The organism is Acidovorax sp. Root219, assembly GCF_001428665.1.
In the GTDB taxonomy this organism is placed as follows: Bacteria; Pseudomonadota; Gammaproteobacteria; order Burkholderiales; family Burkholderiaceae_C; genus Acidovorax.
Genome location: NZ_LMIJ01000030.1, coordinates 1 through 22,179 on the forward strand (window position 1 = coordinate 1; position 22,179 = coordinate 22,179).

Sequence of the window (22,179 nt, forward strand, 5' to 3'; positions counted from 1 at the left end):
GGCTGGTCGGCTTGGCGGATACGGAAGGTGCCGGGCTGGATGAATGAAGAAGCGTCTTGCATGGATGAAGTCTGTGTGTAGGTCTGACTGCTGTCGTGATGGCCGAGGTCGCCCGCGATGCATTGCCTGTGGCTGCTGCGCGTGATGATCGATGCAGCGCCACCCTGGCTCCCTGTGGTCGGCGGTGGCGGGATTCGATGGCGCGATGGTAGGCGGTGCCTTTCGCGCCGCACTGGACGAATTGTCCAGTGGATGGCCCATCTCCGAATCAGCGCGCGCGCCGGTAGTGCATCGCGACCGCGCCGCAGCGCAACGGCTTCGCCGAGACCAACTCCAGCCGCCGCGTGCCGGGCAGCCCGCCCGCGTACAGGGTCGGGCCATGGCCGGCAATGCGCGGGTGAACGAGCAGCTGGTACTCATCGATCAGGTCCAGCCGGTCGAGTGCGGTGGCGAGCTTGCCACTGCCCAGAAGCACGCCGCCCGGGGTCGCGTCCTTGAGCTGCTGCACGCCCGTGCGCAGGTCGCCAGCGATGGCGTGGCTGTGGGCCCACGGAAAGTCCGTTCGCGTGGAGGACACCACGTACTTGGGCTTGGCCTGGAGCTTGACCGCCCACTCGCGCACCGCCGGCGGTGCCGGCACCTCGCCGCGGGCGACCGCGGGCCAGTAGCCCTCCATCATCTCGTAGGTGACGCGGCCCCACAGCATCGCTCCGCTTTCGTCCATGAGGCGGGTGAAGAAGGCGTGTGTCTCGTCGTCGGCGATGCCTTCCTGGTGGTCGATGCAGCCGTCGAGGGTGAGGTTGATGCTGAAAGTCAAGAGTCCCATGGTGTCTCTTCCGTTCAAGATGCGCGACGAACAACCCGCCGCCGGGCTCCGGGGGCGGGCACCATCGCGGTTCCCATCCATCCCATGCCGCCCAGGGCTTAATGTACGGCGCAGAACCTGCGGGACAAGCCGGTCGATACCGGCCAACAAGGCATGCCGTCTGACGCGCATCCCGGGCTTCGTCGTGACAATGGCCCCTGTGTTCCAAGCGCCTGGCGCACGCGCTCCTCCCCCGCTTCTTCAATGACTGGCTGATTACCCCCCATGGACAGCACCGCATGGATTACCGAAGCCCTCACCCACCCCCTGGCCTGGGCCACCGCGCGCGCCCAAACCCTGGGCTCCAGGGACTGGCTCGTCCTCGCGGGCATCCTCATCTTCCAGCGCCTGTGTGTGCACATCGGCATGTGGTCGTACTGCCTGGCGGTGCTGCCGGGCACTGCGCTGCATGAGGCCATGCATTGGACCGTGGCCGCGTTGCTGGGCGCCCGGCCCACCATGCCCAACCTGGTGCCGGTGCGCACGCATGGGGGCTGGCGGCTGGGGTCGGTGCGGTTCCAGGCGGGGTACCTGCGCTCGCTGCCCATAGCGCTGGCACCGGTGGCGCTGGCGCCCTTGAGCTTCTGGTGGGCCACCACCTTCATGCCGGGTGCCGGGTCGGGCGTGGCGTACGGGCTGCATGCCTGGCTGGCGGCGTCGGCCTTCGGAGCGAGCGTGCCGTCCACGCAGGACTGGTCGGTGGCCGCGCCGGCCTTGCTGATGGGGGCGGTGGTGGGGGTGGCGCTGTGGGTGGTGTTTTGATCGAGCCGCCAACCTGCCAATCATTGATCGCGCTCTTCAAAAGCTGCAGGTACGATGCCCGCCATGTCGAGCCAACCAGCCCCCTTGAAAGTCAACTCCCTCGGTGCCGGTGTCTTCACCATCGATGGCTTCCTGTCGCCCCAGGAATGCGCCCAGTACATCGCCGACAGCGAAGGCCTGGGCTACGAGGAGGCCGCGATTCGCACGGACGATGGCGAGCTGCTGTACAAGGATGCGCGCAACAACGACCGGGTGATCTTCGAGCGGCGTGAACTGGCCGCCAAGCTGTTCGAGCGCGCGCGACCTGCCTTGCCGGCGGAGCTCAAGGGCTTGGTGCTGAGCGGGCTCAACGAGCGGTTTCGCTACTACCGGTATGAGAAGGAACAGAAGTTCACCTGGCACCAGGACGGTACTGTGCGGCTGGGGCTGGACCAGGAGAGCCTGCTCACCTTCATGGTCTACCTGAACGCCGATTTTGAAGGCGGCAGCACCGACTTCGGCTGGGAGCGCGTGCAGCCCGCGCAGGGCACGGCACTGGTGTTTCCGCACCGGCTGCGGCACCAGGGCTCGGTGGTGACGGGTGGGGTGAAGTATGTGCTGCGCACGGATGTGATGTACCGCAATCTTTAGAGCGGCTAACAAAACTCTCCTGGCGTCGTTGCATCGTCTTGTCGTACTACTCGTACTGCCTGCAACGCTGCGCCTAGCCAGAACCGCTTCGCTGAGTTTTGTTATCCGCTCTTAGAACCTGTTCCGAGAGGCACTGACTATGGAAACACGACAGAAAATCATCCTATCCCTCTCGGTCATCACCTTCCTGGCATTGACCCTGGCCATCTACTTTGCGAGCAATGCCATGGGCTATTACCGGTTCACGCAGATTTGCGCGCAACGGGCCGGCTTGCAAGTCGATCGCCCCCTGGCCGTGCATGCAGGCTGGAGCGCTGAACCCGATGAGGCGGGCATCCTCCTGGCTTCCTACCCCCAGATTGACTTCGTGCGCTACGCCGATGCGGCAGGGCAGCTGTGGGATCTGAAGCGCACCACCGAGAAGGCGAATATGTGGGACGCGGGGTTCCGGCCCTTTCCTGCGGACCTGAGCAAGGCCGCTCAATACCGGTTTAAGCGCATCCTGCAGAACGTTCCCAACGAAGTGCGGCTGACCCTGCATGCAGCCGCCGTGACCGAGGAAAGATTGGGGCAGGTGGTCGTCACCTACCAGGATTTCGGGTACCGGGTTTTCGCGCCGGACTGGGGGCCTGGGCAGGCCACGGTGTGCAGTTCGCGGGGCCAGCAAGGCGCGCCCATGGCGCAGGACCTCCGCGAGAGGGCGGCCATCACCACGGCGTTTGCCAGCCCATGACCTGGGAAGGAAATCACGCAGCCGAGTTGGGTGTCCGAAATCCCAACCGTCGCGTATGCCCTGTCGGCCAGGAGTCACCCTCGCAACGGACACACCCCGATACGCTGCGGGAAGCTGTCTTACAAGGAAACGCGGGTTTTGCGGCGATAGTGTGGCATCGCTGGCAGGCCCATAACACCTTGTTCGCGCGCCGCTCGCACCCCTGGTGCCGCTGTGCCTGTCGTGTCTGCACCGTGCCGTACCATGACATCGTCCATCCCAACCGAAGCTGTTTGCCGTGTCCCGTAGCCCCCTCTCGCACACTGCCCTTTTTTCAACGCCGGCCCGATGGTCGGCGTTGCTGCTTTTCAGTGCCGCCTCGTCGTTGCTGCTGCAGGGCTGCAGCCTGCTGCCCGGGCGCGGGGGTGAAGAGCCGCCGCGCGATGCGGCGTCGAGCCCCATCGAGGCGGACTCGGACGGCAGCCCCTCGTTTGCAGTGGAGGTGCGCGGGCCGGACTCGGTGCGCGAGACGCTGGAGCGGCACCTGGAGTTGCAGCGCTTTCGCCAATTGCCCGACCTGCAGGCCAGCGAGCTGCAGCGCCTGCTGGGCGCGGCCGATGCCAATGCGCGCGAGCTGCTGGGCACGCTGGGCTACTTTGCGCCCACCATCACGGTGGAGCTGACCGAAACACCCGATGCGAAACTGGCGCCGCGCACGGTGGTGGTGACGGTGGACCCGGGGCCGCAGACGCACATTGCCAAAGCAGACATCACCTTTGCCGAAGCGGTGAGCAATGCGCAGGACGGCGAGGGCCGCGCGCGCCAGCTGCGGCGGGTGCAGAACGGCTGGGGGCTGCCGCCGGGCAAGGCCTTCACCCAGTCGGCGTGGGATGGTGCCAAGAACGATGGCCTGCGCCAGTTGCAGGTGCGCCGCTACCCCACGGCGCGCATCACCAACAGCCGTGCCGAGGTGGACGCCGACAAGCACGAGGCCAACCTGAGCGTGGCCTACGACACGGGCCCGCTGTACCGCTTTGGCCCGCTGCGCGTGGACGGCAACCAGCGCTACGACCCTGATGGCGCGCGCCGCCTGGCGCGCCTGCCCACGGGCGCCATTTACGACGAGACGGAGTTGCTGGATGCGCAACTGCGCCTGGCCAGCAGCGGGTACTACGACGCGGTGTTCTTGACGCTGGACACCGAGGGCACCGACCCGCTGGCCGTGCCGGTGGTGGCCCAGGTGCGCGAGGCGCAGTTGCAAAAAGTGGTGTTTGGTGCAGGCCTGTCGACCGACAGCGGGCCGCGCCTGACCGTCGACCACATCCACAACCAGATGCCCTTGCTGGGCTGGCGCGCGGTGAGCAAACTGTCGCTCGACCGCAAGAACAAGCTGCTTTCCACCGAGTGGACCGACCTGCCCGGCGAGAACGGCTGGCGCTGGTTTGCCGGCGGCCAGGTGCAGCGCGAGGACACGGGTGACTACGAGACCAACAGCGCACGCCTGCGCGGTGGCCGCAGCAAGAGCACCAAGAACATCGACCGCAATTACTTTTTGCAGTACGACTATGCCAAGAGCCAGGGCTTGAACGCCCCGCCCTCGGGCACGGCGCTGAGCGTGAACTACGGCTGGACGGGCCGCTACTTCAACAACAACACCGCCCCCACGCGCGGCCACGGCATTGCGGCCGAGCTGGGCGTGGGCACCACGCTGACGCCCGAGCGCGACCCCTTTGTGCGCACGCTGCTGCGCTGGCAGAGCTTCATCGCCGCGGGGCGTGTGGAGGCAGACGACGGTGCATCGCGCGCAGCGCGGCTGTCGGTTCGGGCCGAGGGCGGGGCGGTGTTTGCACGCGAGGGCGCGCAGTTGCCGGTGACGCAGCTCTTTTTGACCGGTGGCGACACCACGGTGCGCGGCTATGGCTACCGCAAGATCGGTGCGCGCACCGACAACGGCCAGCTCTACGGCGGGCGCTACATGGCCGTGGGCAGCCTGGAGTGGCAGCGCCCCATCGTCTACAAGGGCAGCATGACGGACTGGGAGAGCACCCTGTTCGTGGATGCCGGCGCCGTGGCCGACAAGGTGGGCGACCTGGACCCGCGCGTGGGCGTGGGTGCCGGTGTGCGCTGGCGCAGCCCCGTGGGCCCGCTGCAGGCCGACCTGGCCTATGGCGTGCAGGCCAAGGAGCTGCGGCTGCACTTGCGGCTGGGCTTCAGTTTCTGACCGGACCCTCCTCTTTTTTTACCCATCACCGCCCGCCTGATCCTCTGACCGATTGATTGATGTCCGCACGCAACCCGCCTTCCTCTGCCACTGCCAACCGCTCGCCCGATTTCAGCGCCGGGTCGTCGGCCCCGCCGCCACCGCCACGCCGGCGCCGCACCTGGCTGCGGCTGCTGGCCTGGCTGGTGCTGGGCCTGCTGGCGCTGGTGCTGGCCGCCGCCGGCGCCGTGTGGTGGTGGGCGGGCAGCAACACATCGCTGGCCCAGGCGCTGGCACGCGCGGCGCAGTATCTGCCGGCGGACCAGAAGCTGGAGAGCCGCGACGTGAGCGGATCGCTGCGCACGGGCGGCAGCATTGGCTGGCTGCGCTGGAGCAGCCCGGCCATGGTGGTGGAGGTGGACGGCGCGCGCATCGGCTGGCAACTGGCCCCGCTGCTCAGCCGCAAGGTGGAGCTGGGCGAGGTGCATGCCGCGCGCCTGCGCATCACACCCCAGGCCACGGCGCCCGCCAGCAACGAGCCTCTGAAACCGCTCACGCAGCTGGTGCTGCCCGTGCAGGTGGCCGTGCCCTTCAAGGTGGACAGCCTGGAGTGGGCGGGCTCGCCCGAGCAGCAGATCAGCCTGGCCGGCCAACCCGCCGTGCAGGCCCAGAACCTGGCTGGCGACTACCGCTATGACGGCACCGATCACCACCTGAAGATCGACAACGTGGAGCTGGCCCAGGGCCGCTACAGCGCCCGCGTGAAGCTGCAGGCCCAGGCCCCCATGGCCATCGACGCCACGGTGGACGGAACTGTGCAGACCACGCCCCCGGGCGGTGGCCACCCGCTGCAGGTGGGCGCGCACGCCACCGTGCAGGGCACGCTGGCTACGGCGGCGGCGCAGTTGGAGCTGGCCGCGCGGCTGCAGCCCGTGGCGGTGGCGGCGCAGGCGGCGGCCTCGTCCGCATCGGCACCCGCCGCTGCACCGCGCAAGAACGCGCCCGCAACTCCCGCCAAGGCAAGCGCCCCCACCGAGCCCATGCAGGCCGATGTGCAGGCCACCATCCTCCCCTGGGTGCCCCAGCCGCTCAAGCAGGCTGCCGCCACCCTCAAGGCGTTGGACCTGGCGGCCCTGTGGCCCCAGGCGCCACGCACCCTGCTGCATGGCACTGTGAAGGTGGACCCGGTGGCGGCCACGGCTGCTGCCCCTGGCGCCCCTGCCGCCCCCTCGGCCCCGGCATCCACACCCACCTCGCCCGCTGCGGCGCCCTCACTCGCCGGCACGGGCTGGAACATCGAGGCCGACCTGCGCAACGACCTGCCCGGCCCGTGGGACACCAGGCACCTGCCCCTGGCCGCACTGCAGGCCCGCGCGGGCTTTGACGGCGCGCGCTGGGACGTGCCCGCCGCCACCGCCACCATCGGCACGGGCAAGGCGGCTGGCACCATTGCCCTCAAGGGCCAGTTCACCCCCGCCACCGGTGCGGCCGAAGGCCAGGCAGAGCTGCGCAACCTGCGGCCTGACGCGCTGCACACCGCGCTGGCCGCAGCACCGCTGGGCGGGCGCATCACGGCCCAGGGCCAGGCCGACCAGGCCGTGCGCTTTACGGCAGACATCCGCGCCACGGGCACGGCCCCTGCGCAAGCCCTCGTGCAGGCAGCGGGCAAGAAAAGCGCCCCGCTGCTGCGCATCAACGTCTTTACAGCGCAGGGCCAATACCTTGCGCAGACGGGTGGCGGCACGGTGCAGTTGGACCGCCTGCTGCTCGACGCCCTGCAGGCCAAGGTCGAGGCCACGCAGCTGCGCGTGGCCATTGGCGAACAATCGGCCCAGGGGCAGTTGCGCGCCACCATGCCTGGCGCCACGGCCAGTGCCAATGGCCAGATCGCACCTACCAAGGGCGCGGGCGAACTGCAGGTGCAACTGAGCGATGCCGAGCGCACGCAGGCCTGGCTGGCCAGCCTGCCGGGCCTGGGCGATGCCATGAAGGGCGCCACGGCCAAGGGCCAGGCACAACTCAATGCGCGCTGGACGGGCGGCTGGCAGACCGCCCAACGCCAGATCGAGGCGCTGGCGGCCGGCAAGGCCCTGCCCGCAAGCGGCAAGGACGCCGCGAGCAACTTCACCCTGCAGGCGCGCGTAAATGCGCCGCAGCTCGACGTGGCGCTGCCACCGGGCAAGGGCGCTACAGGGGTTGCGAGCCCCATGTCCGCCATCCAGCTGCGCGGCGTGAATGCCGAGGTGGCAGGCTCGCTGGCCCAGGCCACGCTGGCACTGGATGGCGAGGCCCGCACCGGCACGCAGCGCGCCACGGTGCGCACGCGCCTGTCGGGCGGCATGGGCGGCGCCAACGAGTGGCAGGCCCAGGTGACCGAGCTGCGCCTGCAAGCGCAGGACACGCAACTGCCCGGCCCCTGGGCCGTGCAGCTGGCCGAGCCGGTGACCGTGAAGCTGCGCATGGGTGCGGCCCCTGCTGCCGCGGCCCCTGCGGCATCGGGCACCACCGCTGCCAGCCCCGGTGCAGCCCTGTCGGTGCAGGCCACGGCCGGCCAGGCGCGCATCACCGGGCCGGTGCCGGGCACCGCCACACTGCGCTGGCAGCCCATCACCTACGCCGGTGGCGGCGGCAGCCCGCTGCGCCTGCAGACGCAGGGCAGCCTGCAGGGCCTGCCCATGGCCTGGGTCGATGCGTTTGGCGGTGGCAGCGATGCCGCCGGCAAGCCCGCCCAGCCCCTGCTGGCCCGCCTGGGCCTGGCGGGCAACATCGTGTTTGACGGGCAGTGGAACGTGGACACCAGCAACGGTCCCCTGCGCGCCAGCGCCAGCGTGCGCCGCGCCTCGGGCGACCTGCGCATTCTGGCCGTGGACTCGGCCGCCATCACCACCGTGCAGAGCAGCGGCCAGGGCACCGGCGCCGGCAGCCCCAAGGCCACCGTGACCGAAGAGCCGGGCAGCGGCAGCAATGCCGGCGTGCGCCAGGCCGAGCTGAGCCTGGAGGCGGAGGGCGATGCCCTGCGCGCCAAGCTGGTGTGGGCCAGCGACCGTGCTGGCGAGGTGGACGCCACCGCCAGCACCCGCCTCACCCTGGGCAGCACGCTGGCCCAGACCACGCTGGCGCCCGACGCGCCGCTGGCCGGCACCTTGCGCGCCCGCCTGCCCGACGTGGGCGTATGGTCGGCCCTGGCGCCGCCGGGCTGGCGCGTGCGCGGCACGCTCGATGCCAATGCCACCCTGTCGGGCACCCGCGCCGCGCCGCGCTGGGCCGGCACGCTGGGGGCCGACGAGCTGGCCGTGCGCTCCATCCTCGACGGGGTGGACCTGCAGGGCGGGCGCCTGCGCGCGGCGCTCAATGGCAACCAGCTGGACATTACGGAGTTTCGCCTGCGCGGGGGCAGCGGCAGCAAGGCGCGCATCCCCGGCTACAGCGGCAACCGCACGGCCGCGCCGCAAGACGGCGGCACCCTCACCGGCACGGGCCGTGTGAACTGGGGCGATGCGGCAGCCAACAACAGCAGTGGCATGTCGGGCCTGGCCATGAGTTTTCAGGCCGAGGCCAAGGCCCTGCAGGTGCTGGGCCGGGCCGACCGGCAGGTCAGCGTGTCGGGCAAGGTGCAGGCACAGCTGCAGCAGGGCCAGTTCAGCGTGCGCGGGCAGTTGACCACTGACCGCGCCACCATCATACTGCCCGACGAGACCGCGCCCAGCCTGGGCAGCGACGTGGTGGTGCGGTCCGCCGCCAAGGACCGCGAGGCCCAGGCCAAGGCCCAGGCAGTGGCCAAGGCCACGCAGGCCGCCGCGCAGCCCGCCACCGGCACCACGCCCACCACGGCCAAGCCGCCAGACATCGCCATCACCCTGAACCTGGGGCGCGACTTTGCGCTGCAGGGCCAGGGCATCACCACGCGCCTGACGGGCGAGCTCGAGGTGCGCAGCAGCTCGGTGCCCGGCGCGCCCCCACGCGTGATCGGCGAGGTGCGCACTGAACAGGGCCGCTACCGTGCCTGGGGCCAGGTGCTGGACGTGGAGACGGGGCTCATCCGCTTCAGCGGCCCGTACAACAACCCCTCGCTCGACATTTTGGCGCTGCGCCCCAACATCAGCGTGCGCGCGGGCGTGCAGGTCAGCGGCTCGGCCCTGGCGCCGCGCGTGCGCCTGTATTCGGACCCCGATCTGCCCGACGCCGAAAAACTATCCTGGGTGGTGCTGGGCCGCGACGCCGCGGCCGGCGGCGCCGAAGCCGCCGTGCTGCAGCAGGCCGCCCTGGCCCTGCTAGGCCGCAAGGGCGGCGGCGGCACCGCCAACGTCGCCAGCCGCCTGGGCTTGGACGAGATCGGCTTCAAGGGCCCGGGTTCGGGCGACGACGCCACCGGCGCGGCGCTGACCTTCGGCAAGCGCCTGTCCACCGACCTGTATGTGACGTACGAGCGCAGCCTGTCGGGCACGCTGGGCACGCTGTACATCTTTTATGACCTGTCGCGCCGCCTGACCCTGCGCGGGCAGACGGGGGCGCAGAGTGCGGTGGACATCATCTATACGCTGAAGTACGACTGATGCGGCATTGCGTTCAACCACCTGGCGTCGTTGGTTCGCCTTGCCGTGCTACAGCACTGTCTGCGGCTTCCCGCCTAGCCAGGCGGCTAAACACAAAGCCGCATGCGGGGGCAGTGCATAGCGCAAAAACCCAGCCTTGCCGCAGGAGCACCCGCGCAGCCCCTACAATCGCCCGCTGCGTCCTCCTCGTAGTTCAATGGATAGAACGAGTGCCTCCTAAGCGCTAGATACAGGTTCGATTCCTGTCGAGGGGACCACCTCAGGCCTTGCAAATCAATAATTTGCAAGCGCGACACAGGCTCTGGGGAGATGCCGGAGGCACGGCGCCGTCGGCTACGTCTCCCCCTGCCCGCCTCGCTGCGGACTGCCTTCGCAGCACGCCCAGCATCTGAACCGCAGGCCGTGGCTCCACAGCCGCCAGCCGAACCGGTAAAAAATGCCCGCCCCGAAGGGCGGGCAAAAGATAGGCCGGCTGGAGTACCCCGCAGATACTGGGCGCCTATCCGGCCACGTCTGCCCACGTGGCACCGCACCATGAAAGCGGCACCTCCACTATGGCAAGATGTTTGCGCGCAAGGTGTAGGAGTACGGGCCCCGGGGAGGGGCAGCAGGCCAACGCCTTGCAGCCCCCGCTGTCCTACAGGCACCTGTCGGAGAACCGACCCGGACGGATGGCGCGAAGTCCAAGTAGGCCAAAAGCCGCAGGGTGACGGGTATGGCAGGCCGCAGAATCGGAAGGGCTGAAAAGGATGTCACCCGGCCCGCCACTACGCCGGCTGCAGCTTGCCCTGCTCGGCGCGCCGCGCCGTCATGGCCGTCCCCATCGACGCCGACATGATCAAGCAGATTGCCAGCCACTGGTTGAAGGTCAGCACCTCGCCCAGCAGCACCAATGCCAGCAAGGCGGCCACGGCGGGTTCCATGCTGATCATGATGCCAAAGGCCTCCTTGGGCAGGCGCTTCAAGGCCATCATCTCCAGCGAGATGGGGATGGCGCTGGACACGGCCGCCACGCCCACGCCCACCAACAGCACGTAGGGCGACAGCAGCGCAGTGCCGGCATGCACCACGCCCACGGGCACCACCACCACGGCTGCGGCGAGCAGGCCCAGCGAGACGGAATGCCCGGCATGCAAATGCCCCACGCGCTTGCCGAACACGATGTACAGGGCCCAGAAGGTGGCGGCCGCCAGCGCATAGGCCACGCCCGTGGGGTCGAGGGTGCTGCCGTTCATGCCCAGGGGCAGCAGCATGCCCAGGCCCACCACGGCCAGGGCCACCCAGACGAAGTCGATGGCGCGGCGCGAGGACAGCACGGCCATGAGCAGTGGGCCCGAGAACTCGATGGCCACGGCCAGCCCGAAAGGCAGCGTTCGCAGCGACATGTAGAACGTGAGGTTGGTGGCGCCCAGCATGGCACCGTAGAGCACGATGGCGCGCAGGTCTTTGCGCGACAGCTGCCAGCGCCAGGGCCGCCACAGCAGCAAGAGCAGCAGCGCCGATAAGCCAACGCGCACGGCCGTGGTGCCCTGTGCGCCCACCAAGGGAAACAGGTAGTGCTTGGCCCACGAGGTGCCGATGCCCAGGGCCGTGACGGCGCCGAGCACGGCGAGAAAGGGAACAAAACGCTGGTAGCGGATCAACAGGGAGGACATGGTTGAAAATATAGTGCGAGTGCGGTTTGCTTTTGACTCGAATTAGGGCTTCGCCACGCAACTTTCGCTCACCCACGCCGCAGGAAGGAATGCCATGCCCGCCTCACCCGCCCTCGACGCCTTCGACCTGGCCATCCTCGACATCCTGCAGCGCGACAACACCACGCCCCAGCGCGCCATCGCGCAGGCCGTGCACTTGTCGGCGCCCGCCGTGCAGCGGCGCATCCAGCGGCTGGAGCAAACCGGCGTGATCCGCGCCAACGTGGCCGTGATCGACCCCGAGAAGGTGGGCCTGCCCCTGACCATCATGGTCGAGGTGCATCTGGAAAACGAGCGCCCCGACCGCACCGCCCCGCTGCGCGCCCGCATCGCCACCGAGGCCGCCGTGCAGCAGTGCTACTGCGTGACCGGCGAAGCCGACTACCTGCTGGTGGTGACCGTTGCGTCGATGGCGGACTACGACGCGCTGACGCGGCGCCTGTTTGAGGGCGACGACAATGTGCGGCGGTTTCGCACCTCGGTCTCGCTGGGGTGTTTGAAGGCGGGGTTGCAGGTGCCGTTGGGCACGGGTGAGGGAGGCGCCGCCTGAGTGGCGGCCCGGGCTGTCGACATCTAAGCCCTTGTGCGCTGACCAGCGCAGTTGTCGCGTTGGAGGTGCAGCTAGGCGCGTAGGCGCGCAACAGGGCTTTGGGCAATGGGCTGTAGCTGCTAACCTGCCCTGAACCAAAGAAATAGAAGCACCATCTGATGGAAAAGAAAGAGCAACCGCCGCACATCTTGGCGGTGCCCACCTCACCCGAACACTGGTCCGACAGCAGCAAGCAGTCGTATGCCTACCAGTCGCCCCCTCGCGAGTACACCGACCGCCACTACACCTGCCGGCACTGCAGGAAAGCGGCGGTGTTTACGGGCCAGGAGCAGCGAGAGGCTTACGAAGTGCGAAAGGCCTACATCTGGCAGGCCCGGGTGCTGTGCGCGGAGTGCTTCGCCACCCGGATGCAGATTGAAGCCGAACTGCTGGGATGCGCACACCGCTGGCAGACCGCCCGGGCCGAATGCAATGCCGACACCCCGTTCCTACGGCGCTGGCACGGCCTTCTGCAGCAGCATGTGGACTATGGAGGGAGCCGGGACGAAGGCAACACCCACATGTTGGTGGCCCTGTTGCGGGGGCGCGAATGCTGATGCGGACGGGGACGCCTGGCATGGAGAGCACGGCAGACCCCGCTTTGCGGCACCCGGTTGCTTATCCGACTTCGGCCTTTGGCCGGGCACCGACTTCGGCCGAACGCACAATCGCGCAACGATGTTCACGCGTTTTGTAGTTCACAAAAATGATGACGACTCTGGAAGACGCCAGGGCCTGTTCCAGGCTCTGGCAGATCTGGAGTCCGAAGGCCGCCTGCAAGGCCATCATCAGGACATCTACATGGAGTTGCGGGACTGGTTCCGCCACCACCTGAAGCAGCCAAGCAGCTTCGCGCGGGCTGCCCGGCCACACGCCAAGAAGGTGGCCTTGAGTTGGTTCAAGGACTCTGCGGTGGAGCATATTCGCCAGATGCGGCGCATGTCCGCTTTGCTTGCCGAGCATGATGTGCCGGTGGATGTCCTAAAGACCAAGCGGCCCGGCTACATCGTCTACGAGGACGAGCACCAGGTAGCAGCGGAGCCCTTCAGCGATACACCCACTTAGGCACGAGGGACCTGTGCATCGACAGCGAATCCGCCAGTGGCCTCCATCGCATCCCGGCCACCCAGGGCCGCAGGCCAATTGCCTTTAGCCAAGCCACTGTCGGTCTTGAGCAAAGCAGCACTTGCGCGCGTGAGGCCCTTGGCTGGTTCGGCGTTGCACTGAACTCGACGGTAACCGCACTGCACCCTTGTTCTTTGAATCAGCCCCGGAACTGCAGGGTCGGCGCTTCACCATAGATGGCCGCGAGCTTCTCGAACAAGGCATAGATCTCCAGCGTCTTGGCGGCTTCGAGGTAGCCGGCATCTTCCATGAAGGGCGCGACATTGCCGTCGCAGAACACGCCGATGCCGCGGATCTCGCCCAGGCCGTCTTCGCCCTCTGCGCTCATGAAGCCGATGCTCACGTGCCCGTACACGTCCAGGGTGTAGTCGATGTCGTTTTGCTCGCAGAACGCGGCCATGTGGTCCTGCAGCTGCTGCGTCAGCGCGTTGATGCCCGGCAACCTGCCCTGGCCCTCGCCGTCCTTGTGCTCCGAGCTGTACTGGCTGAAACCAGCATCGAAGTTGATCTCATCGGTGCGGATACCGTCGAGCGCATCGCGCAGCGCCCCCAGCGTGGCGTGCGGCAGCTGCTCCTCGCCGTGCTCATCTTCCTCGCTGTCGTAGGGATAGCTCCAGACATCGGTGGTCTGGTCAGGGGACACCAGGCCCTGCTGCACCAGCAGATCGATGGCTCGCCGGGTGTTGGCCGGGTTCTCGAACGCCTGCTTGCTGAGGGGCATGAGCAGGTAGAGGGAAATGGACATGGGTTTCTTCGCGTATTGACGGGTGTGTGTGGCGGCCAGCATCTGGAAGGCCGGTACGGTGGCGCATCCCAGGCCCGCAGAATGCAAGAGAGATCAATCATCAATCAAGCAGGCAACGGGGCTTCGCGCTGGAGCCGGTCCGATGGTAGGCAATCGCGGCCTCTTGGCAGTGGACATTCTGTCCAGTCCATTGCCGCTGCGGCGCGCGCGGCCGCCGGTGCGCGCCGCGCAGAAGGCAGCCGGCGGGCAGGGCCCGTCCAAGCTGCGCACGTGGCCCGACAGTGGGCCGATGCATACCACTGGCCACCACGTCGGCGCATGGCCGAAGGAGGCGCGCAGCCAGCCTCCCTGGCGGCCCGCTACTTGCCCCGCGCTAGGTACGCCGCCACCAGCGCATTGGCATGCCCATGGCCCAGGCCGTGGTCGGTCTTGAGCAGGGCCACATACTCCATGTGCTTTGGCGCGCCCGCCGCGCGTAGCAGGTCCATCCAGTGGCTGATGGGCTGGCCGTACTTGGCCTCGATGGAGGGGAAGTACGAGGCGGGACCTTTGACAGGGGTGGTGCTGGCGTTGGTGCTGGACTCGGGCATGGGCTGGCTCCTTGGTGGATGGGCTGGGGGGGGGCAGACGGGGCACACGGTGCGTGCCATGCGCCCCTGTTTCTGCGGCCTCCTGTTGCTACGACGAACGAAGGGGTTGGGTATCGACAAGCCGTTGCCAAAAATTTGGATGGATTGGTTGGATGCTGTCGGCCTCTCGCCGCCATCGTAGCTTTTGTGGGCAGCCGTAGAGCGACGCGCGAGACTGTCCTACGCCTGTCAGCGAGTTCAAGCAATCCCAGGAATGCCGGTTACCCCCGACGATTGCCCATCTGCATCACCGATGGGAAACACATGAAAACGCCTAGTCTGCTCTGGTCCGCGCTCATTGGGGCGGTTGCCAGCGCCCGCTCCATGACACCGATGGCCACGCTGTCGGCAGCGAGGCTGCTGGGCCACTCCACGCCTGGCAGGCTCGCACTGCTGGACCGCCCTTTGTTCAAGTACGGTGCGCTCGCAATGGGGCTGGGGAGTTGGCAGGCGACAAGATGAAGACGGCCCCTGACAGGACGGTGGCCCTGGGCCTTTTGGCGCGGGTCATGAGCGCCGGCATTGCCGGTGCGGCACTGGCCCCGCGTGGCCGCGAGCAAGCCGGTGCGCTGGTAGCGGTGGCCACCGCAGTGCCTCTGGCCTACATCACCCTGGATGCCAGAAAGAGCGCCATGAAACAAATCGGCCAGACGAAGAGCGGCCTGATCGAGGACGCGTTGATCATCGCTGGCGGTATCGCCATCGTGGCCCTGGCAGTCAGGCCCGGAAGCCGCCAGTGAAGGCGCGCACAGGGCGTCAGGGCACAGTGTAGTTCGAGCAGTCGGGCACGGGGGTATCCGGTACGTAAGCGCGGGCTTGCGGGGCAAAGCGGTACAACCGCTGGTAACTGCATTGGGGATCGCTCACGGTGACCAGGTCGCGTTGCCGAAGAGGCGGCCCCGCCAGCGAGTCTTTGGAGCGCGACACTCGCCCCGGAAAAGAGGTCGCCTTGCTGCGGTAGCGCAGCACCGGCATGCCTCCTGCAGATGCTCCAGTCAGTGCAAGGCTGGCGTCGAAGCCGTATTCGTCGTGGCAAGCCCCGGCACGCTGCTTCATGTGATGCTCGCTGAAACACGCGCGGATCGTCGCGCTGCCGCTTTGCGCAACGCTCAGCACCTCGAACGGCGGTTGACCGGGCACAAACGCGATGAGGTGCAGGGTAGTGGCACTGGCCCCACCGCCGGAATACATGGTCCGCTCCTGCGCTTGCACGCCTGCCAGGAGACCGCCGTCGAAGCGGACCAGCACCGGCCACAGCTCCATCGACGCATCTTGGCCTGCGGATGGCAGCCCTGCTATCCGATAGGACGTTTGGGCCGGATCACGCTGGCCGCCAGGCAGCTGCAGGCTCACGTCGGTAGCGCACGCCTGTCCTTCGCAGCCGGATTGCGCTGGGGCGATTTCGACACAGAGCTTGTCCGGTGCACACCCGAGCGCCGCCCCGTTTTCGGATGGGCTGATCGCCAGCGTGTCCATACGCGGCGGTGCGGCAAAGGCGGGTAACGATGACGCAAGCAGCATGGCTGCAAAGAGTATTGATTGATACATGGTCGAAATGGGCTGTCTGGCAAGACGAATTTCAGCACAAGGTTGTACTGGAGCGGAGTTCGGCAGGCGAGCCCCATCGCCCGCCGGACACAGGTCACCCCAACCCCACCGCCCTCTTCATCTCCACCCCTGTCAACCGCAACCGCGGCCCACTGAGCAGCTCACACATCCGCCCACTCAGCGGCGCCTGCGCCCCATGCTGCACCGCCAGCCGCACCACCGCGCCGCAGATCGCATCGATCTCGGTCACGCGGCCGGCCTCCAGGTCGTCCCACATGGAGGAACGGGCACTCGCGTCGATCTGCAGCATGCGCTTGGCCAGGCGGGTGAACAGCCAGTTGGGCAGGCGCATGACCCTGGGCAGCATGCGGGGCGATACGGCGGTGACCTGGGCGGGGGTGATGCCGGCGCGCTCCATCACGCCCAGGGCCTCGGTCTGCAGGGCGGCAAAGACGTAACGGCAGTCGCGGTCGAGCAGTTCGTCGCGCAGGGGCAGGTTGGACAGGGCGTTGACAGGGTTGTTCAGGTTGAGCAGCAGTTTGCCCCACTGCACGGCGCGGATGTCCTCAGGCAGAACGGTGGCCAGGCCGGCGGTGTTGAAGACTGCGGCCACGGGCTCGGTGGCGGCATCGCGCTGCAGCTGGATGGCGCCGGCCGTTGCGCGGTGCACCTGGGCGCCGCGCAGTATTACGTTGTAAGGCACCATACCGGCCAGGGCCTTGAGGCTGGGGGCCTGTGCCTTTATACGGGCCACGTTGTCCACGCCGTTCTGCAGCGAGATGACGGGTATGCCAGGCGCGCACGCAGCAGCCAGCTCGCGCGCGGCGCTTTCGGTGGCGCCGCTTTTCACGCAGAGCAGCACCACCGTATCTGGGCCCGGCGCAGCCTCTGCCAGCGTGCCAGCCAGGCGCAGGTGCGCGGCGGGCACATGGGCGCGGTAGCCGTCGAGGTCGGTGACGGTGAGGCCCTCACGCGCCAGGGGCTCCATGGCGTGGGGGCGGCCGACCAGGCAGACGCTTTGCCCCTGCGCGGCCAGGCGCCCGCCCACGTAGCAGCCGATGGCACCTGCGCCCAACACGATGAAGTTCATACGATGCAGCCCCTTGATGTTGAGGCGCATTGTGCGGCCAGGATGCCGCCGCAGGTGCTGCCTATGCGACCGGGGTCACCGCCACTCCAGGAAACCGCACCGTCACCCGCAGCCCGCCCAGCCGAGGCGATGCATCGAGCCCCACGCTGGCGCCATGCGCCTGGGCGATGGCCTGCACGATGGCCAGGCCCAGGCCGCTGCCGGGGGCGTTGTCGGCCGTCTCGCGCACGAAGCGCTGCATCACGCGATCGCGGTGCTCGGGGGCGATACCGGGGCCGCTGTCTTCCACCACCAGCTCGACCTGCCCGCCATCGGCATGGCGCAGCTGCAGGTCCACCTGGCCGCCTGGGGGCGTGTATTTCACGGCGTTGTCGAGCAGGTTGCGCACCAGCATGCGCAGGGCCTCGGGGCGGCCGGGCACGGGGGCAGGGTCGGATTCGAGCAGGCCCATGTCCATGCCGCGGGCCTGCGCAGCAGGTGCCACGTCGGCCAGGGCGAGCTGGGCCACGGCGCGCAGGTCCACGGCCTCGGTGGGGGTGGGGCCGGCGGCGCTGGCCTCTTGCCGGGCCAGGGTGAGCAACTGCTCGACCAGGCGCGTGGCGCGGTCGATGCCGGCGGACAGGCGCTCCACCGCGACAGCGCGGGCACCATCGTCGCTGGCGCGCTGCAGGCCCTGCAGCTGCAGGCGCAGCGCGGCCAGGGGCGAGCGCAGTTCGTGCGCTGCATCGGCCACGAAGTGCTGCTGCGCGGCAAAGGCGCCCTGCACGCGCTCGAACAGCAGGTTGAGCTCGGTCACCAGGGGCTGGACCTCGTCGGGCAAGGCGGCATCGCTCACGGGCGAGAGGTCGTCGGCCTCGCGGCGCGCGAGCTGGCGGCGCACGCGCTCCACCGGGGCCAGCGAGCGGCTCACGCCCCACCACACGGCCAGCACCAGCAGCGGCGCCATCACCCCCAGCGGCGCCAGCGTGCGCAGCGCCAGGGTGCGCGCCATGCCGCTGCGCACGGCCATGTTCTGCGCCACCTGGATGACCTGCGAGCGTGTCTGCAGCGAGAACACGCGGTAGGTGCCGCCGCGCGCCTGCACGTTGGCAAAGCCCAGCACCGCGATCTGCGGCAGCGCCGCGCCCACGGCGGATTCGAAGATGCGCAGGCCCTCGTTGGTCCACACCTGCACGATGAATTCGTGGTTCTCGTCCTCGCCCGAGAGGCCCTGGCCCAGGTCGCGCGCATCGGGCGGCAGGCCCGAGCGCAGTGCCAGCGCGGTCTGCTGCATGTGGTAGTCGAACAGCGAGTCGGCCTCGTCCAGCGCGCTGCGGTAGGCCAGCACGCCCTGCACGGCCCCTGCGAGCAGAATGGCGGCGAGCAGGAAAATGAGCAACTGCGCGCGCAGCGATCGCGGCAGCAGCGATTGCACTGCGGTGCGCCAGGACTTGGGCTGCGTTGTCGTCATGCTTTGGGTACGAGATAGCCGACGCCGCGCACGTTCAAAAGAATGTCGGGGCCGAGCTTCTTGCGCAGGCCGTGGATATAAACCTCCACCGCATTGCTGCTGACCTCGTCACCCCAGCCGTAGAGCTTGTCTTCGAGCTGCTGGCGCGACAGCACCAGGCCGGGGCGCGCGAGCAGGGGCTCCAGCACGGCCCATTCGCGGCCCGAAAGGACGACGGGCAGGCCGTTGACGCTGGCCTCGCGCGTGCTGGGGTTGATGCTCACGCCCTTGTGTTCGTACACCGGCTCGGCCCGGCCCGAGGCGCGGCGCAGCAGCGCGCGGATGCGCGCCAGCAGTTCGTCCAGGTCGTAGGGCTTGAGCACGTAGTCGTCGGCCCCGGCGTCGAGCCCCTCGATGCGCTGGGCCACGGCATCGCGCGCGGTGGCCACCAGCACGGGCGTGCGGTCCTTGCGCGTGCGCAGGTCGCGCAGCACGGTGATGCCGTCGCGCTTGGGCAGGCCCAGGTCCAGCATCACCAGGTCATAGGCGTTGGCGCGCAGGGCCGTGTCGGCAGCATCGCCATCGCGCACCCAGTCCACGGCGTAGTGCTCGGCGCGCAGCAGGTCCTGCACGGCTTCGCCGATCATGGGGTCGTCTTCAACGAGGAGCAGGCGCATGGTGACAAGCATAGCCAATGAATGGGAAAGGGCCGCCGAAGCGGCCCTTTGACGGGAAGTTGCCAAACGGACCACAAAGCTCAGCGCAGCGGTCCTGGCCAGGCGTTCCGTCGCAGACAGTACTGAAGGTACGGCAAGACAGAACAACCACGCCAGGAGCGCTTTTTGGGCCGCTTACCCCAGTCGCACCGGTACGAAAATCTTGTCTCCGTTGCGCTCAATCAGCAAGGCGACCGACTTGCCCGCCTTGGCCATGGCCGCACGCACCTGCTCGATGTCCTTGGCCGGCGCGCCGTTGATGGCCAGCAGCACGTCGCCCGCCTGCACACCCGCGGCGGCGGCCGGGCCGCGCGCCTGCTCGACCACCAGGCCAGCGCTCACACCTACCTCGCGGCGCTCATCGGCGTCCAGCGGGCGCAGCGACAGGCCCAGTTGGCCCTTGCCCACAGCCTCGTCGGCCTTGGCCTGGGCGTTCTTGCCCTTGTCGCTGGCGTCGCCCAAGGTGGCGGTCAGCTCCACCGGCTTGCCCTGGCGCCACACCGACAGGCGTGCCTTCTGCCCCGGCTGCGCCTGGCCCACCCAGGCCGGCAGGTCGCCCGACGCCACGATGGGCTGGCCGTCCACCTGGCGGATCACGTCGCCCGCCTGCAGGCCGGCCTTGTCGGCCGGACTGTCCTTGGTGACGCTGGCCACCAGCGCGCCCTCGGGCTTGTCGAGCTGGAAGGATTCGGCAAACGCCTGGTTCACCTCCTGCACCGCCACACCCAACTGCGCATGGCGCACCTTGCCGGTGGCCACGATCTGCTCCTTGATCTTGTCGGCCAGCTCGATCGGGATGGCGAACGACACGCCCTGGTAGCCCCCCGAGCGGCTGTAGATCTGCGAGTTGATGCCCACCACCTCGCCACGCCCGTTGAACAGCGGGCCGCCCGAGTTGCCGGGGTTGACGGCCACGTCGGTCTGGATGAAGGGCACCAGGCTGTCGTCGGGCAGCGAGCGGCCCTTGGCGCTGACCACGCCGGCGGTCACGCTGTTCTCGAAGCCGAAGGGCGAGCCGATGGCCAGCACCCATTCGCCCACCTGCAGGTCACGCGTGCTGCCCAGGCGCACCGTGGGCAGGTTCTTGGCCTCGATCTTGAGCACGGCCACGTCGGTCTTGGGGTCCGAGCCCAGCACCTTGGCACGGAACTCGCGCCGGTCGGTGAGCTTCACGGTGACGTCGCTTGCGCCCTTGACCACATGGGCGTTGGTCAGCACCAGCCCGTCGGGGCTGACGATGAAGCCCGAGCCCTGGCCGTGCGTGGGCACATTGGGCTGCGCGCCACCGCCACCCGCACCGGGCACGCCGAAGCGGCGGAAGAATTCGTAGAACGGGTCATCGGGGTCGATGCCGGGCGCCTGGCGCTGCTGGCGCGCGGTGGGGCGCTCGTCGTCGTCATCGCCGCCGGCCTGGGCACCGCGGGTGCTGCCCGTCACGCTGATGTTGACCACAGCCGGGCCGTTCTGCGCGGTGATCTGCGCAAAGCTGGGCAGGGGCGTGCCTGCGGGCAAGGCGGTCTGTTGCGCCACCAGGGGTGCCGGCACCGGGGACGAGGCCCGCGCCGTGTGACCGCTGATGAGCCCGGCGCCCGTGGCGCCCAGGGCCCCTGCGGCGACCAAGGCGGCGATCAGGCGGCGCGGGGTGGATGCGACAAAGCTGGAGGTGTTCATGGTGGTCTGCCTTTCCTAGCAAGAGAGTTGCTGTGATGGAAGGCAGTGTCAGCACCGACACTTAGGCGAAACTTAGGCGGGCAGCACGGTCTTCGCCGCCCCACGCTTCAAAGAAACCGGTACACGATAGCCCCATGCTCCACCACGCCCGGCGCCAGCCAACGCATGGGAAAGGCCGGGTGGTTGGGCGCGTCGGGATACTCCATGGGCTCCAGGCAGATGCCGTCGCCGGGCTGCCAAAGCCAGCCGCCCGGGCTGTTGCCGCGCCCCAGGTCGCGCGCCGGGTCGGCCTTGAGGCCGTGGCCCGCGTACACCTGCACGCCGGGCGCCGTGCTCCACACCTGCATGCTGCGGCCACTCACCGGCTCGCGCAGGCGCGCGGCCAGGCGCAGGCCAGGGCTGCCGGCCGGCAGGGCGAACGGCGCGCGGGCCGAAACCCCGCTGTCGAGCACCAGGTAGTGGTCGAGCCCGCCGGCCAGGGCCAGTTGGTCGCCGTGCTGGGCAATGCCTTCGCCCACCATGCGCAGCTCGCGAAAGTCGAACGCCGTGCCCTGCACGCCATCGAGTTCACCCAGCGGGCACAGGTCCAGCGCCAACGGCACGTAGCGGCTGGCGGGCACCTGCAGCTGGTGGCGGTGCGTGCTGCCGGCGCCGGCCAGGTTGAAGAAGGCATGGCCGGTGATGTTGACGATAGTGGGTGCATCGGCCGCCTCGGCGGCCCAGGTCATCTGCAACGCGTTGTCGGGCGTGACGGCGATGCGCACCGTGAGCCGCACGGTGCCGGGCACGCCATCGTCCTCGGTGCGGAACACATGGCTCAGCGCTATGGCGTCGGCCTGCACCTCGTCCACCGCAAACACCTGAAAGCGGCTGCCGCGTGGCCCACCATGGTGGTGGTGCGGGCCGCTGTTGGTGGGCAGCTGCAGCGTCAATGTGCCGCCGGGAAGCGCCAGTTGCCCGCCGCGCAGCCTCCCGGCCCAGCGGCCGATGAGCGCGCCCATGGAGAGCTGCCCGTCCAGGTAGCCCTGCAGGCTGTCATAGCCCAGCGCCACATCCACCAGGCCGCCCTGCCCGTCGGGCACAACAATCTGCACCAGCCGCGCGCCGTAGTTGCTGATGGCGACCTGCAGCCCGCCCTCGCCCCGCAGGATGAACAGGTCGGTGCGCTGGCCGTGCAGGGTCTGCTGGAATGCTTCGCGGTGAAAGAGGTGGGCCATATGC

The 22,179-nt window shown here is 68.6% G+C and carries 19 protein-coding genes and 1 tRNA gene; 10 read left to right on the forward strand and 10 right to left on the reverse strand.

Annotated elements, in window-relative coordinates; translation table 11 throughout:
* Nucleotides 1-268: 268 nt before the first annotated feature.
* Nucleotides 269-826, reverse strand: coding sequence for a dihydrofolate reductase family protein (locus ASE28_RS25305; protein WP_057268980.1), 558 nt, complete (start codon nucleotides 824-826; stop codon nucleotides 269-271).
* Nucleotides 827-1,090: 264 nt separating this feature from the next.
* Here ASE28_RS25305 and ASE28_RS25310 point away from each other — a divergent pair, with 264 nt between their 5' ends.
* The 6 genes from ASE28_RS25310 to ASE28_RS25335 all read left to right on the forward strand — a co-directional run bounded on the left by ASE28_RS25310 (nucleotide 1,091) and on the right by ASE28_RS25335 (nucleotide 9,979).
* Nucleotides 1,091-1,627 carry a hypothetical protein gene (locus tag ASE28_RS25310; RefSeq protein WP_057268981.1) on the forward strand — a complete coding sequence of 179 codons (537 nt, stop codon included), beginning with the start codon at nucleotides 1,091-1,093 and terminating at the stop codon, nucleotides 1,625-1,627.
* 84 nt (nucleotides 1,628-1,711) lie between these two features.
* Nucleotides 1,712-2,257, forward strand: a complete 546-nt coding sequence (locus ASE28_RS25315; protein ID WP_235516216.1) for a 2OG-Fe(II) oxygenase — start codon at nucleotides 1,712-1,714, stop codon at nucleotides 2,255-2,257.
* 139 nt (nucleotides 2,258-2,396) lie between these two features.
* Nucleotides 2,397-2,990, forward strand: a complete 594-nt coding sequence (locus ASE28_RS25320; protein ID WP_057268982.1) for a hypothetical protein — start codon at nucleotides 2,397-2,399, stop codon at nucleotides 2,988-2,990.
* Nucleotides 2,991-3,267: 277 nt separating this feature from the next.
* Nucleotides 3,268-5,190 (forward strand): autotransporter assembly complex family protein, encoded by a 1,923-nt coding sequence (locus ASE28_RS25325; RefSeq protein ID WP_057268983.1) that lies wholly within the window; start codon nucleotides 3,268-3,270, stop codon nucleotides 5,188-5,190.
* A gap of 59 nt (nucleotides 5,191-5,249) precedes the next feature.
* Nucleotides 5,250-9,722 carry a translocation/assembly module TamB domain-containing protein gene (locus tag ASE28_RS25330; RefSeq protein WP_057268984.1) on the forward strand — a complete coding sequence of 1,491 codons (4,473 nt, stop codon included), beginning with the start codon at nucleotides 5,250-5,252 and terminating at the stop codon, nucleotides 9,720-9,722.
* 182 nt (nucleotides 9,723-9,904) lie between these two features.
* Nucleotides 9,905-9,979 (forward strand) — tRNA-Arg (locus ASE28_RS25335).
* A gap of 510 nt (nucleotides 9,980-10,489) precedes the next feature.
* Here ASE28_RS25335 and ASE28_RS25340 read toward each other — a convergent pair.
* On the reverse strand, nucleotides 10,490-11,377 hold the full coding sequence (locus ASE28_RS25340) for a DMT family transporter (RefSeq protein WP_057268985.1): 888 nt from the start codon (nucleotides 11,375-11,377) through the stop codon (nucleotides 10,490-10,492).
* Between the two features lie 94 nt (nucleotides 11,378-11,471).
* Between ASE28_RS25340 and ASE28_RS25345 the strand changes: the two genes are divergently transcribed.
* The 3 genes from ASE28_RS25345 to ASE28_RS25355 all read left to right on the forward strand — a co-directional run bounded on the left by ASE28_RS25345 (nucleotide 11,472) and on the right by ASE28_RS25355 (nucleotide 13,070).
* Nucleotides 11,472-11,966: an Lrp/AsnC family transcriptional regulator gene (locus ASE28_RS25345; protein ID WP_057268986.1), complete on the forward strand. Its 495-nt coding sequence runs from the start codon at nucleotides 11,472-11,474 to the stop codon at nucleotides 11,964-11,966.
* A 158-nt stretch (nucleotides 11,967-12,124) separates the two neighbouring features.
* Nucleotides 12,125-12,562 (forward strand): zinc-ribbon domain containing protein, encoded by a 438-nt coding sequence (locus ASE28_RS25350; RefSeq protein WP_057268987.1) that lies wholly within the window; start codon nucleotides 12,125-12,127, stop codon nucleotides 12,560-12,562.
* Between the two features lie 121 nt (nucleotides 12,563-12,683).
* On the forward strand, nucleotides 12,684-13,070 hold the full coding sequence (locus ASE28_RS25355; protein WP_057201785.1) for a hypothetical protein: 387 nt from the start codon (nucleotides 12,684-12,686) through the stop codon (nucleotides 13,068-13,070).
* A 199-nt stretch (nucleotides 13,071-13,269) separates the two neighbouring features.
* Here the strand turns inward: ASE28_RS25355 and ASE28_RS25360 are convergent, their stop codons facing one another.
* Together ASE28_RS25360 and ASE28_RS25365 are read right to left on the reverse strand one after the other, a co-directional pair.
* Nucleotides 13,270-13,875: a hypothetical protein gene (locus ASE28_RS25360; protein ID WP_057268988.1), complete on the reverse strand. Its 606-nt coding sequence runs from the start codon at nucleotides 13,873-13,875 to the stop codon at nucleotides 13,270-13,272.
* Nucleotides 13,876-14,234: 359 nt separating this feature from the next.
* Nucleotides 14,235-14,465 carry a DUF4287 domain-containing protein gene (locus ASE28_RS25365; RefSeq protein ID WP_057268989.1) on the reverse strand — a complete coding sequence of 77 codons (231 nt, stop codon included), beginning with the start codon at nucleotides 14,463-14,465 and terminating at the stop codon, nucleotides 14,235-14,237.
* 497 nt (nucleotides 14,466-14,962) lie between these two features.
* On the opposite strand from ASE28_RS25365, the gene ASE28_RS33245 reads away from it, so the two are divergent.
* The gene (locus ASE28_RS33245; RefSeq protein ID WP_235516217.1) at nucleotides 14,963-15,244 is read left to right on the forward strand and encodes a hypothetical protein; all 282 of its coding nucleotides are present in this window, start codon (nucleotides 14,963-14,965) and stop codon (nucleotides 15,242-15,244) included.
* Nucleotides 15,245-15,260: 16 nt separating this feature from the next.
* Here ASE28_RS33245 and ASE28_RS32320 read toward each other — a convergent pair whose 3' ends face one another.
* The 6 genes from ASE28_RS32320 to ASE28_RS25400 form a co-directional block, all read right to left on the reverse strand.
* Nucleotides 15,261-16,052 (reverse strand): hypothetical protein, encoded by a 792-nt coding sequence (locus ASE28_RS32320; RefSeq protein ID WP_157422128.1) that lies wholly within the window; start codon nucleotides 16,050-16,052, stop codon nucleotides 15,261-15,263.
* Nucleotides 16,053-16,146: 94 nt separating this feature from the next.
* Complete coding sequence (locus tag ASE28_RS25380; RefSeq protein WP_057269173.1) at nucleotides 16,147-17,142, reverse strand: 2-dehydropantoate 2-reductase; 996 nt, start codon at nucleotides 17,140-17,142, stop codon at nucleotides 16,147-16,149.
* 61 nt (nucleotides 17,143-17,203) lie between these two features.
* The gene (locus ASE28_RS25385; protein WP_057268991.1) at nucleotides 17,204-18,592 is read right to left on the reverse strand and encodes an ATP-binding protein; all 1,389 of its coding nucleotides are present in this window, start codon (nucleotides 18,590-18,592) and stop codon (nucleotides 17,204-17,206) included.
* On the reverse strand, nucleotides 18,589-19,248 hold the full coding sequence (locus ASE28_RS25390) for a response regulator transcription factor (protein ID WP_057269174.1): 660 nt from the start codon (nucleotides 19,246-19,248) through the stop codon (nucleotides 18,589-18,591). Before ASE28_RS25390 ends, ASE28_RS25385 begins: the two co-directional genes overlap by 4 nt.
* Before the next feature lie 174 nt (nucleotides 19,249-19,422).
* Nucleotides 19,423-20,958, reverse strand: a complete 1,536-nt coding sequence (locus tag ASE28_RS25395) for a DegQ family serine endoprotease (RefSeq protein WP_057268992.1) — start codon at nucleotides 20,956-20,958, stop codon at nucleotides 19,423-19,425.
* 107 nt (nucleotides 20,959-21,065) lie between these two features.
* Entirely contained in the window at nucleotides 21,066-22,175 is a 1,110-nt protein-coding gene (locus ASE28_RS25400) for an aldose epimerase family protein (protein WP_057268993.1), read from the reverse strand.
* Between the last annotated feature and the right edge of the window lie 4 nt (nucleotides 22,176-22,179).

What these genes read in the sequence shown, in the direction of transcription:
- ASE28_RS25305 (WP_057268980.1), bottom strand. Translation starts at nt 826, where the DNA reads ATGGGACTCTTGACTTTCAGCATCAACCTCACCCTCGACGGCTGCATC.
- ASE28_RS25310 (WP_057268981.1), top strand. Translation starts at nt 1,091, where the DNA reads ATGGACAGCACCGCATGGATTACCGAAGCCCTCACCCACCCCCTGGCC.
- ASE28_RS25320 (WP_057268982.1), top strand. Translation starts at nt 2,397, where the DNA reads ATGGAAACACGACAGAAAATCATCCTATCCCTCTCGGTCATCACCTTC.
- ASE28_RS25330 (WP_057268984.1), top strand. Translation starts at nt 5,250, where the DNA reads ATGTCCGCACGCAACCCGCCTTCCTCTGCCACTGCCAACCGCTCGCCC.
- ASE28_RS25340 (WP_057268985.1), bottom strand. Translation starts at nt 11,377, where the DNA reads ATGTCCTCCCTGTTGATCCGCTACCAGCGTTTTGTTCCCTTTCTCGCC.
- ASE28_RS25345 (WP_057268986.1), top strand. Translation starts at nt 11,472, where the DNA reads ATGCCCGCCTCACCCGCCCTCGACGCCTTCGACCTGGCCATCCTCGAC.
- ASE28_RS25350 (WP_057268987.1), top strand. Translation starts at nt 12,125, where the DNA reads ATGGAAAAGAAAGAGCAACCGCCGCACATCTTGGCGGTGCCCACCTCA.
- ASE28_RS25355 (WP_057201785.1), top strand. Translation starts at nt 12,684, where the DNA reads ATGTTCACGCGTTTTGTAGTTCACAAAAATGATGACGACTCTGGAAGA.
- ASE28_RS25360 (WP_057268988.1), bottom strand. Translation starts at nt 13,875, where the DNA reads ATGTCCATTTCCCTCTACCTGCTCATGCCCCTCAGCAAGCAGGCGTTC.
- ASE28_RS25365 (WP_057268989.1), bottom strand. Translation starts at nt 14,465, where the DNA reads ATGCCCGAGTCCAGCACCAACGCCAGCACCACCCCTGTCAAAGGTCCC.
- ASE28_RS33245 (WP_235516217.1), top strand. Translation starts at nt 14,963, where the DNA reads ATGAAGACGGCCCCTGACAGGACGGTGGCCCTGGGCCTTTTGGCGCGG.
- ASE28_RS32320 (WP_157422128.1), bottom strand. Translation starts at nt 16,052, where the DNA reads ATGTATCAATCAATACTCTTTGCAGCCATGCTGCTTGCGTCATCGTTA.
- ASE28_RS25380 (WP_057269173.1), bottom strand. Translation starts at nt 17,142, where the DNA reads ATGAACTTCATCGTGTTGGGCGCAGGTGCCATCGGCTGCTACGTGGGC.
- ASE28_RS25385 (WP_057268991.1), bottom strand. Translation starts at nt 18,592, where the DNA reads ATGACGACAACGCAGCCCAAGTCCTGGCGCACCGCAGTGCAATCGCTG.
- ASE28_RS25390 (WP_057269174.1), bottom strand. Translation starts at nt 19,248, where the DNA reads ATGCGCCTGCTCCTCGTTGAAGACGACCCCATGATCGGCGAAGCCGTG.
- ASE28_RS25395 (WP_057268992.1), bottom strand. Translation starts at nt 20,958, where the DNA reads ATGAACACCTCCAGCTTTGTCGCATCCACCCCGCGCCGCCTGATCGCC.
- ASE28_RS25400 (WP_057268993.1), bottom strand. Translation starts at nt 22,175, where the DNA reads ATGGCCCACCTCTTTCACCGCGAAGCATTCCAGCAGACCCTGCACGGC.